General features: G+C 70.8%; 16 protein-coding genes and 1 tRNA gene. 7 read left to right on the top strand and 10 right to left on the bottom strand.

What is annotated here, in order from left to right:
* Positions 1-121: 121 nt before the first annotated feature.
* Positions 122-1,306 (bottom strand): MarP family serine protease, encoded by a 1,185-nt coding sequence (locus tag OG344_RS10940; RefSeq protein WP_327049125.1) that lies wholly within the window; start codon positions 1,304-1,306, stop codon positions 122-124.
* 71 nt (positions 1,307-1,377) lie between these two features.
* Here OG344_RS10940 and OG344_RS10935 point away from each other — a divergent pair, with 71 nt between their 5' ends.
* A complete protein-coding gene (locus OG344_RS10935; protein WP_405088122.1) occupies positions 1,378-2,013 on the top strand; it encodes a HEAT repeat domain-containing protein in 636 nt (211 codons plus the stop codon).
* On the opposite strand, the gene OG344_RS10930 is transcribed toward OG344_RS10935, so the two are convergent.
* Together OG344_RS10930 and nth are read right to left on the bottom strand one after the other, a co-directional pair.
* Positions 1,960-2,646, bottom strand: a complete 687-nt coding sequence (locus OG344_RS10930; RefSeq protein WP_405088121.1) for an NUDIX hydrolase — start codon at positions 2,644-2,646, stop codon at positions 1,960-1,962. The two genes, OG344_RS10935 and OG344_RS10930, sit on opposite strands and share 54 nt — an antisense overlap.
* A 193-nt stretch (positions 2,647-2,839) precedes the next feature.
* Positions 2,840-3,589, bottom strand: a complete 750-nt coding sequence (nth, locus tag OG344_RS10925) for an endonuclease III (RefSeq protein WP_405088120.1) — start codon at positions 3,587-3,589, stop codon at positions 2,840-2,842.
* Positions 3,590-3,940: 351 nt separating this feature from the next.
* Between nth and OG344_RS10920 the strand changes: the two genes are divergently transcribed.
* Positions 3,941-4,621, top strand: a complete 681-nt coding sequence (locus tag OG344_RS10920; protein WP_327049122.1) for a Crp/Fnr family transcriptional regulator — start codon at positions 3,941-3,943, stop codon at positions 4,619-4,621.
* On the opposite strand, the gene OG344_RS10915 is transcribed toward OG344_RS10920, so the two are convergent.
* From OG344_RS10915 to OG344_RS10900, 4 genes are all read right to left on the bottom strand, one after another.
* On the bottom strand, positions 4,618-5,421 hold the full coding sequence (locus OG344_RS10915) for an MBL fold metallo-hydrolase (RefSeq protein ID WP_405088119.1): 804 nt from the start codon (positions 5,419-5,421) through the stop codon (positions 4,618-4,620). The genes OG344_RS10920 and OG344_RS10915 overlap by 4 nt on opposite strands.
* Positions 5,418-6,278, bottom strand: coding sequence for an NUDIX hydrolase (locus tag OG344_RS10910; RefSeq protein ID WP_405088118.1), 861 nt, complete (start codon positions 6,276-6,278; stop codon positions 5,418-5,420). Before OG344_RS10910 ends, OG344_RS10915 begins: the two co-directional genes overlap by 4 nt.
* Positions 6,279-6,374: 96 nt before the next feature.
* Entirely contained in the window at positions 6,375-6,836 is a 462-nt protein-coding gene (locus OG344_RS10905) for a RidA family protein (protein ID WP_405088117.1), read from the bottom strand.
* Positions 6,836-6,988 (bottom strand): DUF4177 domain-containing protein, encoded by a 153-nt coding sequence (locus OG344_RS10900; RefSeq protein ID WP_076440089.1) that lies wholly within the window; start codon positions 6,986-6,988, stop codon positions 6,836-6,838. Before OG344_RS10900 ends, OG344_RS10905 begins: the two co-directional genes overlap by 1 nt.
* Before the next feature lie 172 nt (positions 6,989-7,160).
* On the opposite strand from OG344_RS10900, the gene OG344_RS10895 reads away from it, so the two are divergent.
* Together OG344_RS10895 and OG344_RS10890 are read left to right on the top strand one after the other, a co-directional pair.
* Positions 7,161-8,201, top strand: coding sequence for an ArsA family ATPase (locus OG344_RS10895; RefSeq protein ID WP_405088116.1), 1,041 nt, complete (start codon positions 7,161-7,163; stop codon positions 8,199-8,201).
* A gap of 99 nt (positions 8,202-8,300) precedes the next feature.
* Complete coding sequence (locus tag OG344_RS10890) at positions 8,301-9,440, top strand: ArsA family ATPase (RefSeq protein WP_405088115.1); 1,140 nt, start codon at positions 8,301-8,303, stop codon at positions 9,438-9,440.
* A 35-nt stretch (positions 9,441-9,475) separates the two neighbouring features.
* On the opposite strand, the gene OG344_RS10885 is transcribed toward OG344_RS10890, so the two are convergent.
* Positions 9,476-9,772, bottom strand: a complete 297-nt coding sequence (locus OG344_RS10885) for a WhiB family transcriptional regulator (protein ID WP_030506755.1) — start codon at positions 9,770-9,772, stop codon at positions 9,476-9,478.
* Positions 9,773-10,138: 366 nt separating this feature from the next.
* On the opposite strand from OG344_RS10885, the gene OG344_RS10880 reads away from it, so the two are divergent.
* Positions 10,139-12,274 carry a transglycosylase domain-containing protein gene (locus OG344_RS10880; RefSeq protein WP_405088114.1) on the top strand — a complete coding sequence of 712 codons (2,136 nt, stop codon included), beginning with the start codon at positions 10,139-10,141 and terminating at the stop codon, positions 12,272-12,274.
* Between the two features lie 158 nt (positions 12,275-12,432).
* Here the strand turns inward: OG344_RS10880 and OG344_RS10875 are convergent, their stop codons facing one another.
* A complete protein-coding gene (locus OG344_RS10875; protein WP_405088113.1) occupies positions 12,433-12,888 on the bottom strand; it encodes a GatB/YqeY domain-containing protein in 456 nt (151 codons plus the stop codon).
* An 81-nt stretch (positions 12,889-12,969) separates the two neighbouring features.
* Between OG344_RS10875 and OG344_RS10870 the strand changes: the two genes are divergently transcribed.
* A complete protein-coding gene (locus OG344_RS10870) occupies positions 12,970-13,902 on the top strand; it encodes a metallophosphoesterase (RefSeq protein WP_405088112.1) in 933 nt (310 codons plus the stop codon).
* Positions 13,903-13,937: 35 nt separating this feature from the next.
* A tRNA-Pro gene (locus OG344_RS10865) sits at positions 13,938-14,014 on the top strand.
* 912 nt (positions 14,015-14,926) lie between these two features.
* On the opposite strand, the gene OG344_RS10860 is transcribed toward OG344_RS10865, so the two are convergent.
* Positions 14,927-15,529, bottom strand: coding sequence for a hypothetical protein (locus tag OG344_RS10860; protein WP_405088111.1), 603 nt, complete (start codon positions 15,527-15,529; stop codon positions 14,927-14,929).
* Positions 15,530-15,543 lie beyond the last annotated feature (14 nt).

Raw genomic sequence — 15,543 nt, 5'->3', positions numbered from 1 at the left:
CTCGGCCCGCCCTGCCCCTGCGGAGCCTGGCGCGGCCGGCCTGACGCGGCGGGCGATGAGCGGGGGGTGATGAGCGGGGGGCGATGAGCCGGGGGGGGGAGTGCTGGACGCGGCGGGGGGCTCAGTCGCAGCCCTCGGTGCTCACCGGGCCGACCGCGTGCGTGCCGTCCTGGGCGTCGGGCAGGACCTCCTCGGCCGTCATGGCGAAGCCCGTCTCCGGCGTGTCGGTCGCGGCGGCGAAGATCACCCCGAACACCTTGCCGTCCGGGCTCAGCAGCGGCCCGCCCGAGTTGCCCGGCTGCACCTTGCCCCGGATGGCGTAGACCTCGCGCTCGACCTTCCGCCTGTTGTAGATGTCGTACATCTCGGCGCGCTGCTTGACCCTGATCCGCGCGGCGAGCGGGGTGAAGCCCTGGTCCTTCGGATATCCGGCGATGACCGCGCTGTCGCCCCTTCTGGCGACCGTGTCGAAGCGCAGCGTGCCGATCTGGAGGTCGGGGACGAAAAGCACCGCGATGTCGCGTTCGGGGTTGTACAGGACCACCCGGGCGTCGTGCTGGTCACCACGGAAGTCCGTCACCCGCAGTCCCTCGGTTACCCCGGCGACGACGTGGGCGTTGGTCATGATCCGCTGCCGGGCGTAGACGAATCCCGTCCCCTCGATGCGCTTGCGGCAGCTTGGCGCGGTGCCCTGCACCTTGACGATCGCCCGGCGGGCCCGGACCAGGGAGGGGCTGGCGTTGATCAGGGTCTGGTCCGGCGGCGCCACGTTCTGGCCGCCGATGGAGGTGATGACCTGCGGCCAGTCGGAGGTCTCCACGAAGTCCCTGAAAGGCTTCTGCAGGGCCCGTACGCCGTCCGGGATGGCCTCGTCGACGGTCTGCAGCACCAGTGAGCCGTTGATCTGCTCCTTGATGAGCGCGAAGCTCATCGAGACCATGAGCGAGCCGATGAGCCAGGCGATGACCAGGACCGACAGACCGCTGGCCACCGACCCGCCGAACGCGTCGACCGTCCGGGCGGGCTCCCAGGTGACGTGGCTGCGGGCGACGGCGCCGATGGTCGAGGACGCGAACTGCCCGATGGTCGCGGCCAGGAAGACGATCACGATCGCCAGCAGCGCCCGCTCGGTGTCGCCGCTCACGATCGCCCCGGCCAGCGGCGGCGCGATGAACATCCCCAGAACGGCGCCACCGACGAATCCGATGAAGCTGAAGGCCCCGATGATGAAACCCTGCCGATAGCCGGACACCGCGAAGGCCACAACCAGGCCGATCAGGATGAGATCCAGAAGATCGCCGCTCACAACTACCACGGTATCCAGCCACGCCTTTCGTCGTGCGGGCGTCCCGGGAGTCTCATCGATATCGTGACGCCATGGGGGTATCGGAACGGCCACCCGCGGCTGGGGACCGCGACGGCGGCGCGAAGCCCGCGCACGAGCTGATCAGGCTCGCGCTCACCGACACGGACCCGGACGGGCCGGTGAGGTGGCGGATGATCACCATGCTACTGGCGCGCGGCGACCCGGAGACCTTCGCCGTCGCCCGGCGGCTGTGCGCGAGCGCGGATCCGGCGGAGCGGGTGCTGGGGGCCGACATCCTCGGCGAGCTCGGCCGGAACCATCCGTTCAGGGACCGCACGCTGCCCGTGCTCCGCGCGCTGGCGGCGGACGAGGACGATCTGAGGGTGCTCTACTCCGTGCTGATCGCCTTCGGTCACCTGCGCGACGGGCGCGCGCTGCCGTCCGTGATCGACCTCGCGGGGCACGGGCACTCCACGGTCAGGTACGGCGCGGCCTACGCCCTTCCGCACGTCATGGGCGACCCGCCCGACGCCGCGGGACTGGCGGCGCTGCGCCGCCTGGCGGCCGACACGGACGAGGATGTCGCCGACTGGGCCGCGCTCGGCCTCTCCCTGAACGGCCTGGCGCCGAACGCCACGCCCGCGAAGCGAAGCTCAGCGTCGCGCGGCCAGGTCGACGATCTCGGGGGGCAGGTCCTCGATCCGTGAACGGTCCCACGGCCGTTCGAAACCGGCCGCGGTCAGCACGCCGTCGAGCACGCCGGCGGTGAAGCCCCACACGAGCAGGCCGCGTACGCGGAACGCCACGGACGGGACCACTCCGCGCGGGTGGCGCAGCCGCAGCCGGTTGGCGGGGTCGACCAGCTCGGCGATCGGGACCCGCTCGACGGTCTCGACCTCGTCGGGAGAGGCCGCGTGCACGGCGCACGGCGTGTGCCACCAGCCGAGCACCGGCGTCACCCGGTTGTCGCTGTGCCAGATGTAGAGCTCGGGCATGGTGCCGACGACCTCGACGCCGGCGGGGTCGAGGCCGGTCTCCTCCCCGGCCTCCCGCAGGGCCGCGCCGACCGGGCCGTCGTCGCAGGGGTCGACGCCGCCGCCGGGGAACGCGGGCTGGCCGGCGTGCACCCTGCCCTTGGAGCTGCGCTGGATGAGCAGGACGTCCGGGCCCTGCGGCCCCTCGCCGAACAGCAACAGGACCGCCGCCGAGCGACCGGCGCCGTTCGCGGGCGGCCGCAGCGCGGTGGGGACAGGGCTGTGCGCGGCCTTCGCGGCGAGCTGGGACAGCCAGTCGGGAGCCGCGACCAACTCCACCACGACCACCTCCACATCGTCGGGCACATCGTCGGGGCGACCGGCCACACGGGCGTGCGCCGGCCGGGTGTGCCGTACAACCATCGGCGGGGGTGCCAGCTTCCCACCAACTTGCCACCGGTTTCCCACCGGCTTCCCACCGGTTTCCTGCCGGCTCGTCACCGGCTTCCCGCCGGGGACGCGCCGTCACCGGACTCCCCGCCACCGGCGCCGGGAAACGTCAGGAGAACGGGCCCGCCCTGAGCAACTTGCGGGCCTCCTCCGGATCGGTGGGGCCGGTGCCGTACGACGGGCAGAGCGCGGCGAGGGGGCACGCGCCGCAGGCGGGCCTGCGGGCGTGGCAGACGCGCCGGCCGTGCCAGATCAGCCGATGGGACAGCATGGTCCACTCCGACTTGGGGATCAGCTCCCCGACCTCATGCTCGATCTTGACCGGATCGGTCTCGGCCGTCCAGCCGAACCGTCGCGTCAGCCGCTGGAAGTGCGTGTCGACGGTGATGCCGGGCACGTCGAAGGCGTTGCCGAGCACGACGTTCGCGGTCTTGCGGCCCACGCCGGGCAGCTTGACCAGGTCGGCGAGCCTGCCGGGGACCTCCCCCTCGTGGCTCTCGCAGAGGGCCTGCGCCATCCCGATGATGCTGTTGGCCTTCGCCCGGAAGAACCCGGTCGACTTGATGATCTCTTCGAGCTCGGCGCGGTCGGCGCCCGCGTAGTCGGCCGCCGTCCGGTACTTGGCGAAGAGCACCGGCGTGACCATGTTGACCCTCTTGTCGGTGCACTGCGCCGAGAGGATCGTGGCGACCAGCAGCTCCAGCGGATTCCCGAAGTCCAGCTCGCAGTGGGCGTCGGGGTAGGTCTCGGCCAGGATCCGGTTGATCCGCCGCGCTCGCCGCACCAGGCCCAGGCGGGTCTCCGCCTCGCGTCGGCGCCGTCGCGGGACAGCCGTGCTCGCGGCCGGGTTCGTCGCCATGCCGCAAGCGTAGGCCCTCCGGCGACCGCCCACCTCCCGTCCCGCTGCGCCGACCGCCTTGTCATACATGCCGCATATGCTGCCTGTATTTGCCAATTTGTCCGTACGCAGCGCAATACACTGTGCCCGTAGGGGGACGACCGGCCGCCCGAGCCGGTTGAGCGCGGGATGGGCGTCAGGATGGGTTTCGCGAAGATTGTCTAGTTTCGCCAGGCGCGACGCACGCGACTGCGAGCCGGGGCCGGCGCTCGTACGACGCAACAGGACACCCCGTAATGCGCCGGGAAGGGTGTGGGTCACAATGGCTAGCACGGAGCCGGCGACCGAGCGCGCCCGCAGCAAGGAGGCACCGTGAGCACCGAGGAAGTACTGAGCAAGGCGCCGCTGTTCTCCGCGCTCGACCGCGAGAGCGCCGCGGCGCTGCGGACGAGCATCACCGAGGTGGAGCTGCCCAAGGGGCGCACCCTCTTCAACGAGAACGAGACGGGCGACCGGCTCTACGTGGTGCTCGAAGGCAAGATCAAGCTGGCGCGCACCGCGCCCGACGGCCGGGAGAACCTGCTCAGCGTGCTCGGCCCGGGCGAGATGTTCGGCGAGCTGTCGCTGTTCGATCCCCGCCCCCGCACCGCCTCGGCGATCGCGCTGACCGACGTCCGCCTCGCCGGGCTCGGCCACGACGACCTCCGCCCGTGGCTGACCGGACGGCCCGAGGTCGCCCTCCACCTGCTGCGCGCTCTCGCGCAGCGGCTGCGCCGCACCAACGACGTGCTCGCCGACCTCGTCTTCACCGACGTGCCCGGCCGGGTCGCCAAGCAGCTTCTCGACCTCGCCGACCGCTTCGGCCACAAGACCGACGACGGCATCCGGGTGCACCACGACCTCACGCAGGAGGAGCTGGCCCAGCTCGTGGGCGCCTCGCGCGAGACGGTCAACAAGGCACTGGCCGACTTCGCCCAGCGCGGCTGGCTGCGCATCGAGGCCAAGGCCGTCGTGATCATGGACAGGGAGCGGCTCTTCAACCGCTCTCGCTAGAACGTGGTCCTGAGGTAGTCGAGCTGGGCCGCGACCGACATCTCCGCGGCCGGCCACAGCGACGGGTCCACGTCGGCGTACATCATCTCGACGATCTCCCGGGCGTCCCTGGCGCCCCTGCGGATCGCCTCGCGGACCTGCTCCAGCCTCATCCGGCGGTGCACGACGTACGCGTTCAGGACCCCGGCCGGGTCGGGCAGGACGGGGCCGTGGCCGGGCAGCAGCGCGGTGGCCTCCAGCAGTTCCGCGCCCTGCCTGAGCCTGTCGAGGCTGCGCAGGTAGTCGCCGAGGTCCCCGTCGGGGGCGATCATCGTCGTCCCCCGGCCGAGGACGGTGTCTCCGGTGAGCATCGCCCGGTCGCCGGGCAGCCAGAAGCACAGCGAGTCGAACGAGTGCCCCGGCGTGGCGACGACCCTGACCTCCACGTCGCCCGCCGTGACGACGTCGCCGTCGTCCAGGCCCTCCTCGCCCAGGCGGTGCCGGGGGTCGAGCGCCCGCACCGGAGCGCCGAGCAGGCGCGCGAGCGGGCCCGCCCCCTCGCTGTGGTCGGCGTGCCCGTGCGTGAGCAGTACGGCCGTCACCCGGCGGCCGTCCACCCGCTCGGCGACCCGCCGCAGGTGCGCCTCGTCGTGCGGCCCGGGATCGACGACCAGCACGGCGTCCGCTCCGCCGACGATCCAGGTGTTGGTGCCGTCGAGGGTCATCGGCGACGGGTTGGGCGCCAGCACGTTCACTGCGGTCGCCGTGCCCGCGCCGTCCGGGCCCTCCGCACCGTCCAGGGGGATGCGCAGGCCGCTCACGTGCCCGCTCTCCCGGCCTCGGGGAACCGCTCGGGGATCTCCTCGGGGATCTCCTCGGGGATCACCAGCACCATCCGGCCGTCCACCTCGGCGGGAGCGGGCACGATGGTCGTGATCGACCGGGGGCAGGACAGCACATCGCCGATCGTCTCGAAAGCGGCGATCTCGGTCAACGTCCGGAAGGTCGGCGGCATCAGGAACACCGTACGGTCCCGCGCGGCGGCCAGGGCGTCCCCGGGCCGCATCCAGGCCACCTCGGACGCCTCACCGCCCACGTCGCGCGTACGCTGCCCGGACGGAAGCTCGGCCACGAAGAAACGGGTGTCGAACCTCCGGGTCTCCATGACCGGGGTGATCCAGTGCCCCCACGCCTTGAGCAGGTCGGACCGCAGCACCAGCCCCCGCCGGTCGAGGAACCCGGCGAACGACAGCGTGCGCGCGATCAGCGCGAGGCGGTCGGCCTCCCAGTCGTCGCCGGTGGTGTCGGTCACCACGGTCCGCGGGCCCGGCCCGGCGAGGAGCACGCCCGACTCCTCGAACGTCTCCCGTACGGCTGCGCAGACGAGGCCGCGCGCCGTGCTCTCGCCGGTCCGGAGGAGCTCACCCCACTCGGCGGGCGAGGGGCCGGCCCAGGCCACGGCCTGGTCGGCGTCCCTGGGGTCGACCGACCCGCCGGGGAACACGTAGGCGCCGGCCGCGAAGGCCATCGTCGCCTGCCGCCTGAGGAGATACACCTCAAGGGGGTCGTCGCGGAGCAGCACCACCGTGGCCGCGTCACGGGCCGGGACGGGAGCCAGGCGGCCGGCCAGGATCTCCCGCGCCCGCTCGCCGAGACGACCCGGCAGCGGAACCCCCATGGAGCCCTCCCAACCAGAACAAGGATCGGTTCGACCGGCTCCATGCTCCCGTACGCCGTCCCGTGACCGCAATCGACGGGTCCTTTACCACCGCGGTCAGCGGACCTCCGCGACGACCTCCACCTCCACGGCTGCGTCGAGCGGCAGGACCGCCACGCCGACGGCGCTCCGCGCGTGCACCCCCGCCTCGCCGAACACCTCGCCGAGCAGTTCACTCGCGCCGTTGACGACCTGCGGCTGCCCGGTGAAACCGGGAGCGCTCGCGACGAACCCGACCACCTTCACGATCCGTACGACCTGCGACAGGTCGCCGACGATGGATTTGATGGCCGCCAGCGCGTTGACGGCGCAGATCCGCGCCTGTTCCTTCGCCACCTCGGGCGAGACCTCCGCCCCGACCTTGCCGGTGACGCTCAGCTCGCCGTTCACCAGCGGAAGCTGGCCCGAGGTGTAGACGTGGCCGCCCGTCCGTACGACCGGCACGTACGCGGCCAGCGGAGGCACGACCTCCGGCAGCGTGATCCCGAGAGCGGCGAGCCGCTCCTCCGGCGTGGCCATCACTTCGGCCGCTTCATGTAGGCGACCAACTGCTCCGGGTTGGGCCCCGGGATGACGGAGACGAGCTCCCACCCGTCTTCACCCCAGTTGTCCAGGATCTGCTTCGTGGCATGGGTGAGCAGCGGCACCGTGACGTATTCCCACTTGGTCATGGGCAAAGGCTATCGAGGCACGGCCTCTCCGCGCTCGGGGACGACCGGCGCGAATCGGCAGGTGAGCCTTGGGTAGCCTTCCTCACGTGGGCGAGTGGAGCAGGCACGCCGACGGGAACTACCGCGCGACGATCCGCGGAGGCGATCTCGCCGGCCGGCCGGAGGAGGCACGGTGAGTCAGCCGACCAGCAGGCGCGGCGGAGGCGGCGGGGAGACCCGTGACACCGACTGGGACGGCGTGCGCCTGCACGTGGTGAGCGGCAAGGGCGGCACCGGGAAGACGACGGTCGCCGCGGCGCTCGCGCTGGCCCTCGCGGCGGGCGGGCGCAAGGTCCTGCTCGTCGAGGTCGAGGGACGGCAGGGCATCGCCCAGGCGTTCGATCTCCCTCCGCTGCCGTACGAAGAGCGCAAGATCGCGGTGGCGCCCGGCGGCGGGGACGTGTACGCCCTCGCCATCGACCCCGAAGAGGCCATGCTCGAATACCTGGAGATGTTCTACGGCATCAGGCGGGTGGGCAAGGCGCTGACCCGCATCGGCGTGGTCGACTTCGCCACCACGATCGCCCCCGGCCTGCGGGACGTCCTGGTCACCGGCAAGACCAGCGAGGCCGTACGGCGCCGCGACAGGCTGGGCCGCAGGGCGTACGACGCGGTCGTCATGGACGCGCCGCCGACCGGCCGCATCTCGCGCTTCCTGAACGTGACGCAGGAGGTCGCCGGGCTGGCCCGGGTCGGCCCGATCAAGAACCACGCCGACCTGGTGAGGGGCGTGCTCGCCTCCCCGGAGACGGCGGTCCACTTCGTCACGCTTCTGGAGGAGATGCCCGTCCAGGAGACGCTGGACGGCGTCGCGGAACTCCGGGAGACCGGTCTGCCGGTGGGCGGTGTGTTCGTCAACATGGTGCGCCCGGCGCTGCTGCCCGCGCGGGCGCTGAAGGCCGCCGCCAAGGGCCGGTTCGACTCCGCCGAGATCGCGCTCGGCCTGAAGGCCGCGGGGCTGGCCGACGCCACCGCGGGCGCCTCGGCCGTCGCCGAGGCGCTCGCCGCGGAGGTCGCCGAGCACGCCCTGCGCGCGGAGCTGGAGAAACGGGAGCGCGCGGAGCTGGAGCAGGCCGGAACGCCACGGTACGACCTGCCGCTGCTGCCCGACGGCGCCGACCTCGCCGGGCTCTACGAGCTGGCCGACGCCCTGCGCGCCCGGGGCGCCGCGTGAGCCCTGCCGCCCGACGAACCCCTGCCGACCCGACCCGAACCCCTGCCGACCCGACCCGCTGCCGACCGATTTCGTGCCCACCGAGTGAGAGGCTGAGCTGTGACCAGGACGGCGCCCGCGCTGGACATCGACGCGATTCTGGACGACCCGGACACCCGGATCATCGTGTGCTGCGGCTCCGGCGGCGTCGGCAAGACCACGACGGCCGCGGCCCTCGGCCTGCGCGCTGCCGAACGCGGCCGCTCCGTGGTCGTCCTGACCGTCGACCCCGCCCGGCGACTGGCCCAGGCCATGGGCCTGACCGAGCTCGACAACACGCCCAGGCGGGTGAACGGCGCCGACGGCGGCGAGCAGACCGGCGGCGAGCTCCACGCGATGATGCTCGACATGAAGCGGACCTTCGACGAGATCATCGAGGCGCACGCCGATCCGGAGCGGGCGCAGCAGATCCTGACGAACCCCTTCTACCAGTCGCTGTCGTCCAGCTTCTCCGGGACGCAGGAGTACATGGCCATGGAGAAGCTCGGCCAGCTCCGCCGCTCGAACGAGTGGGACCTGATCGTGGTGGACACCCCGCCGTCGCGGTCGGCGCTCGACTTCCTCGACGCGCCGGAACGGCTCGGCCGGTTCCTCGACGGGCGGCTCATCCGCATCCTCACGGCGCCCGCCAAGGTCGGCGGGCGCAGCGCGTTCAAGTTGCTCAACGCGGGCTTCGGCGTGGTCGCCGGCATCCTGACGAAGGTGATCGGAGCCCAGGTGCTCCGGGACATCCAGTTGTTCGTCACCGCGCTCGACGCCGTGTTCGGCGGCTTCCGCCAGCGGGCCGAGCAGACGTACCGGCTGCTCCAGGCGCCCGGCACCGCCTTCCTCGTCGTCGCCGCGCCCGAGCGCGACGCGATGCGCGAGGCGTCCTACTTCGTCGAGCGGCTGGCCGAGGAGCGCATGCCGCTGGCCGGGCTCGTCGTCAACCGGGTGCACCGGTCGCTGGCGCCCTCGCTGTCCGCGGCCCGCAGCTCCGCCGCCGCCGAGGACCTGGAGGCCCGGGGCGAGCACGAGCTGACCGCGGCCGTACTGCGGCTGCACGCCGGACGGATGCAGCTCGCCGCACGGGAGCAGCGCCAGCGGGAGCACTTCACGTCGGCCCATCCCACGGTGCCGATCGCGCAGGTGCCCGCGATGCCGGAGGACGTGCACGATCTGGCGGGACTTCGCCAGATCGGGCAGCTCCTCGCGTCGTGACGTCCGGCCCTCCTCGGGGAGGGACCGGCCGCCGGTCAGCCGGCGATCAACTCGTTGGTCCGCTCGTACTCTTCCTTGGCGGACTCGAGCAGATCCCGCCATGACTCCACATCGGGCCGGCGCCTGAGCAGCGCGCGGCGTTCCCGCTCCGTCATCCCGCCCCACACCCCGAACTCGATGCGGTTGTCCAGCGCATCGGCGAGGCATTCGGTACGGACGGGGCATCCACGGCAGATAAGTTTCGCCCGGTTCTGGGCGGCGCCTTGCACGAAGAGCGCGTCAGGATCCGCACCCCGGCAGGCGGCACGGGAGGTCCAATCCGTGATCCACATGTTCGACCCCACTCCCCTTAGGTGGTCAGTCGTTGTTTCGGCCGACGGGCGCGGGCGTCGGGCCTCCTGTATTGCAGTAGCCGCAGAGGAGACCGTACGCAACGAAACGATCGACGCGACATACCCCGGGGGGACCAAATTCGTGCATGGTCAAGTCAGGCCATGTGGCCGGGAATGACTAGTCCCCCCCTGCCGGGGTAATGCGGAGCCGTGAGGCCGATGCCTGGTGAGGCACCAAACGGACGTACCCTTGGTTGCGTGCAAGCTCACGGTAAAACACTGGCATCTCGGTCAGCCGCCGTCCTGCGCCTCGTCGGTGCCGCGGGAGTCGCGGGCGTGCTTGCGGCGGCGATTGCACTACCCGCCGTGGGCGGTGCGGGCGTTTCGGTCAAGTCAGGCATCGAGACCCTGAGCCTCAAGCCGGCCGAGCTCGACGAACCGCCGCTCCCCGAGAAGACCGTGCTCCTCGACGCGGACGGCAAGCAGATCGCCCAGTTCTACTTCGAGAACCGGGAGTCGGTCCCGATGGACCGCATCGCCCCGATCATGCGGAAGGCGATCGTGGCGATCGAGGACTTCCGCTTCTACGAGCACGGCCCGCTCGACATCGAGGGCACGACCCGCGCGCTGGTCAAGAACATCACCACGGGCGGGGTGACCCAGGGCGGCTCGTCCATCACGCAGCAGTACGTGAAGCAGGTGCTGTTCAACAAGGCGGAGACCGACGAGGAGAAGGCCGCCGCCGTCGCGCCGACCGTGGGGCGCAAGCTCAACGAGGTCCGCTACGCCATGGCGATGGAGCAGAAGTACGGCAAGGACGAGATCCTCAACCGGTATCTCAACATCGCCTACTTCGGCGCCAGCGCGTACGGTGTCGAGGCCGCCGCCAAGCGCTTCTTCGGCAAGCACGCCTCCGAGCTCAATCTGGCCCAGGCCGCGACGCTGGCGGGAGCCGTACAGGACCCGAACGCCACCGACCCCAACCGGGGCAAGACGTTCCGCGACCGGTTGACTACCCGGCGCAACGTCGTGCTCGACCGGATGGCCGAGTTGAAGATCATCACGCAGGCCGAAGCGGACAAGGCCAGGGCCAAGAAGCTGGGGTGGAAGGACAAGCAGATCCCCGGCGGCTGCGAGGAGAGTGACTACCCGTACTTCTGCCTCTACGTGCGCAACGAGATCCTCAACGACACGCAGTTCGGCAAGTCCAAGAAGGCCCGGCAGGACTTTCTGGCACGCGGCGGCCTGACGATCAGGACCACGCTGAGCCCGAAGATGCAGAAGGCCGCGGAGAAAGCGATCAAGAAGTACGTCCACCCCTCCGACAAGCCGGTCGCCTCCGAGGCCCTGGTCGAGCCGGGCACCGGTGCCATCAGGGCGATGGCCTCCAGCCGGAAGTTCGGCACCAGCAAGAAGAAGAACGAGATGTCGATCAACGTCGTCGCGGACGCCGTGCACGGCGGCGGCGCCGGCTTCCAGGCCGGGTCCACCTTCAAGATGTTCACGCTGGTGACGGCGTTGAAGGAGGGCTACAAGTTCAACGACGGCTTCAACGTGGGCGCCACGTACAAGGCCGGCAGCCCGTTCGACTTCAAGGACTGCAAGGGCAACGGGGTCGGCGACATCGTGCACGAGCTGCACAACTCGGAGGGCCACGGCGGGTTCCTCACCCTGCAGACCGGCACCTGGGGCTCGGTGAACACCTTCTTCCTCACCCTTGAGCAGAAGGTCGGCCTCTGCGACGTGGTCAAGACCGCCAAGGATTTCGGCATCAAGCGCGCCGACGGCGGAAAGCTGCAGGAGTTCGAGCCGTTCACGCTCGGCTTCAACGAGATGGACCCGGTTACCGTGGCCAGCGCGTACGCCACGCTGGGCGCCCGCGGCAAGTACTGCCCGCCGATGGCGATCACCGAGATCACCGACCGCTTCAACAAGGTGACCTCGTTCAAGCCGAAGTGCAAGCAGGTCGTCGAGGCCGAGGTCGCGGACGCCGCCACCCACATCCTCGAAGGCGTGTTCACCAAGGGCACCATGACCTCCGTGGGCGGCATCGGCCGTGACGCGGCGGGCAAGACGGGTACGGGCGACGTCTCCCGCACCGTCTGGTTCGCCGGGTTCACCCCCGACCTGGCCGGCGCCGTCAGCCTCGGCGACCCGCGGGGCCCGGTCCGCTACCCGCTGAGCGGCCGCGTCATCGGCGGCCGGTCGTACGGCTCGGTCTTCGGCGCCAGCATCCCGGGACCGATCTGGAAGGCGACGTTCCTGTCGGCGCTCAAGGGCGTGGATCCGTCGTCGTTCACGAAGCCGGACATGTCGCGCTTCGGTGGCTGCGCCCACCAGTGTGCTCCCCCGCCCAAGCCCAAGCCGGACCCCGGCGGCGGCCCTGACGGTGGTGGCCCGGGCGGTGGTGGCCCGGGCGGTGGTGGTGACGGCGGCCGCGGCGGCGGCCGCGGGCCGGGCGACCGGCCGTTCGGCAACCAGCCGTTCGACCCCTTCAACTGAGGTTCGACCGGTCGGGGCCTCCGATGGAGGCCTTCGACCGGCGTCCCCTCCGGTGGGCCGCTCCTCTGCCCGAAGCGCGGCCCGTCGGCGTACCGGGACCCTCCGGTCTTTAGGACCCTCCGGTCTTTAGGGCACTCCGGCGGAGGCCGCCCCGGTGGTCAGGCGGAGAGACGGGCGCGTACGGCCTGGGCGACGCGGCCGCCCTCGGCACGGCCCCCGACCTTCGGGTTCAGGACCTTCATGACCTGACCCATCGCCTTGGGGCCCTGCGCCCCGCTCTCCGCGATCGCCTCCTCGACGAGCGCGTTCAGCTCGTCATCGCTGAGCTGGGCGGGGAGATACTCCTCCAGCACCGCCTGCTCGTCCAGCTCCGCCTGCGCCTGCTCGGCCCGTCCGGCGCCCGCGAACGCCTCGGAGGCCTCGCGGCGCTTCTTGGCCTCGCGGGTCAGGATCTTGACCACCTCGTCGTCGCTGAGCTCGCGGGCCTCCTTGCCGGCGACCTCCTCGACGTTCACGGCCGCCAGCGCCATCCGGATCGTCCGGAGGCGCACCTCGTCACGAGCCTTCATCGAGGCCGCGAGGTCGGCCTTCAGCTTGTCCTTCAACGCACTCATGCGTCCCATCTTGCCGTGCCGGGAGCCCGGTCTTCGCCAGGTTATGCGGGAGACGGCGCGAAGGTCGGGCATCATGGCTGTGTGAGGAAAGCCGCCGCGATTCCCCTGTCAGTGCTCGGCCTCGGCGTCGCCGGTGCCGGTTACGCCGCCGTGATCGAACGGAACTGGTTCCGGCTGCGCCGGTTCGACGTCCCCGTTCTCGCCCCCGGGCAGCGGCCGGTCCGGATCCTGCAGATCTCCGATCTGCATCTCACCCCCCGTCGCCACCGGCTGATCCGGTGGGTGCGGTCGCTGGCGTCGCTCAACCCCGATCTCGTCGTGAACACCGGCGACACGCTGGCGCACCCCGACGCCGTCGAGGCGTACATGCGTGCCGTGGATCCCCTGCTCGACCGTCCGGGCCTGTTCGTCTACGGCTCCAACGACCTCTACGCCCCCCGGCCGAAGAACCCCGTGCGCTACCTCTGGCGTACGTCGAAGGGAGACTCCCGGCAGCACATGCCGAACCTGCCCTGGGAGGAGCTGGGCGCCGCGATGCGGGAGGCCGGCTGGCTGGACATGAACAACACGACGGCCCGCCTGAAGGTGGCCGACCTCGACGTCCACGTGGGCGGGATCGACGACTCCCACATCGACCGGGACCGCTACGACGAGATCGCCGGACCGGCCCCCGCCGACGCCGACCTGCGGCTGGGCGTCATGCACTCGCCCGAGCCGCGCAACATGTCGCGGTTCGCCGAGGACGGATACCACCTGCTCCTGGCCGGCCACACCCACGGCGGTCAGCTCTGCATCCCGTTCTACGGCGCCTTGGTCACCAACTGCGGCATCGACCGCGCCCGCGTCAAGGGGCTGAGCAGGCACGAGAGCTCCTGGCTGCACGTCTCGGCCGGCCTCGGCACCTCCCCGTACGCGCCCGCGCGTTTCGCCTGCCCGCCGGAGGCGACCCTCCTGACCCTCGTCCCGCGCCGGCCGGTCGTGTCTGATGGCACAAGCGGCCGCAAAGTCCGCTAGACTTGCCGAGGCGCAGGACGAAAAGTCCAAGCGACCGGGGTGTAGCGCAGCTTGGCAGCGCGCTTCGTTCGGGACGAAGAGGCCGTGGGTTCAAATCCCGCCACCCCGACCAGGTAGTTGCAGGTCAAGGGCCTGATCGCTGAGACAGCGATCAGGCCCTTGATCGTTGTTAGCGTGGCGTTAGTGGTTTGAACCCGATCACGTAGCCGTTAGCAACCTCAGGCAGCCCTAAAACCCATCCGATCCCGCGCCCGGTTGAACCTCGACCTCAGGTCTGCGATACACGTGCCAGCTTCACGGGCTCACTCTGCCGCTCCCGCAGGGCCAGAACGTGCTGCTGGCGCTGTGGACCGAGCGGAGAGGTTGAGCGTCGTGATGTATCGGCAGTGGCACAGCCGGGGCCGCCGCCACCGGGATGGCGCGAGAAGATCTTCACCCGCGCAATGAGCAGCGGCCCGGGTTCAGGAGCGCCGAGCGCCCCCGTAAGCCTCGGCGCGAGGTGCCCATGCAGTGAAACGTGGTGGGTAGCAGGCATGAGGAAGCCTTCGGGGCGGACCGGCTGCAAGGGGAGGCCTTGTCGGCGTGCCTCACCATGACCATAAGCTTCAACAACTTCGGGCCACCTCTGTGGGCGGTCGAGGGCTTCGCCGCTGACGAAGGCGATCGTCGTCGGGGAGCTCCTGCTCGCGGCGGGTGCGACGACGGCCACATCGGCTGATGTCGTACGCGTCCCTGTGATCTGCACGGTGAGGGCGGCGAGTTCGGCGGTGATGGCGTCGGCTGCGCGCCCTACGACAATGATGATCTGTCCGGCGAATCGGGACCCGATGCTGGGCGGGGCCGATACGGGGGTGAGGCCGTCGAGTAAGGAAACCCGGCGATTCAAGAGTGCCGCGACGGTCAGCCGGTAGCGCGCGCTGCACCAGGCCATGCCCGTGCCGCAGCCTTTATGGAGGCTCTTTCGTTCACTGGCTTTGCCGGGCGAGGTAGGCGACGCCTGGTCGAACCGGACGGCGAAGGGCGGCTACTCGTCGCCCTTGCTTTCGCTCCGGAGCTCCTTGTACATGTCCCTGCACTGCTTGGTGTCCATGTCGTCGGGAGCGCACAGCCGCACGTCCAGGGCGAAGTCGACGGTGTGCTGCCGGCCCGCCGAAGTGTAGAAGACGCGGACGCCCGCGGCCCGCGCGGTGGCGTCGCCGGTCTTCCCGTACTGCAGGCCGAGCTCCGTGCGGAGGATGTCGTCCCGGTCCTTCCCGCAGATCGTGGTGACGGCGGGGCTGCGGGCCGGGAAGCCGAGTTCGGTCAAGGGCCGCTCCTCCTCGCCGAGCATGCCACGCGTACGGCTCTGCCGCCGGGAGGAGAACGCCTGCAGGACGATGCCGCCACTCGGGTCGAGCAGATCGACCTTGTCGATGGTGACCGAACCGGGCCGGTCGAGGCACATCACCCAGCCTCCCAGGGAGTACGGCCGATGGGCCACGGTGTCGGGCAGCACGACGCCGATCGTGACGTCCTCGTCGGATTCGGGTGTCTTGTTGAGATACAGGCGCGGGCCCTCACCCGCGCATCCGGAAACCATGGCCGCGACCATGGCGACCGGCAGGATGAGACGAGTGAGGGCACGCATGACGGAACTCCTTA

Origin of the sequence: Microbispora sp. NBC_01389 (genome assembly GCF_045040095.1) — a bacterium.
Lineage (GTDB): Bacteria > Actinomycetota > Actinomycetes > Streptosporangiales > Streptosporangiaceae > Microbispora.
Note: the sequence above shows the minus strand (reverse complement) of the source record. Positions and strands in the feature narration are given on the sequence as shown.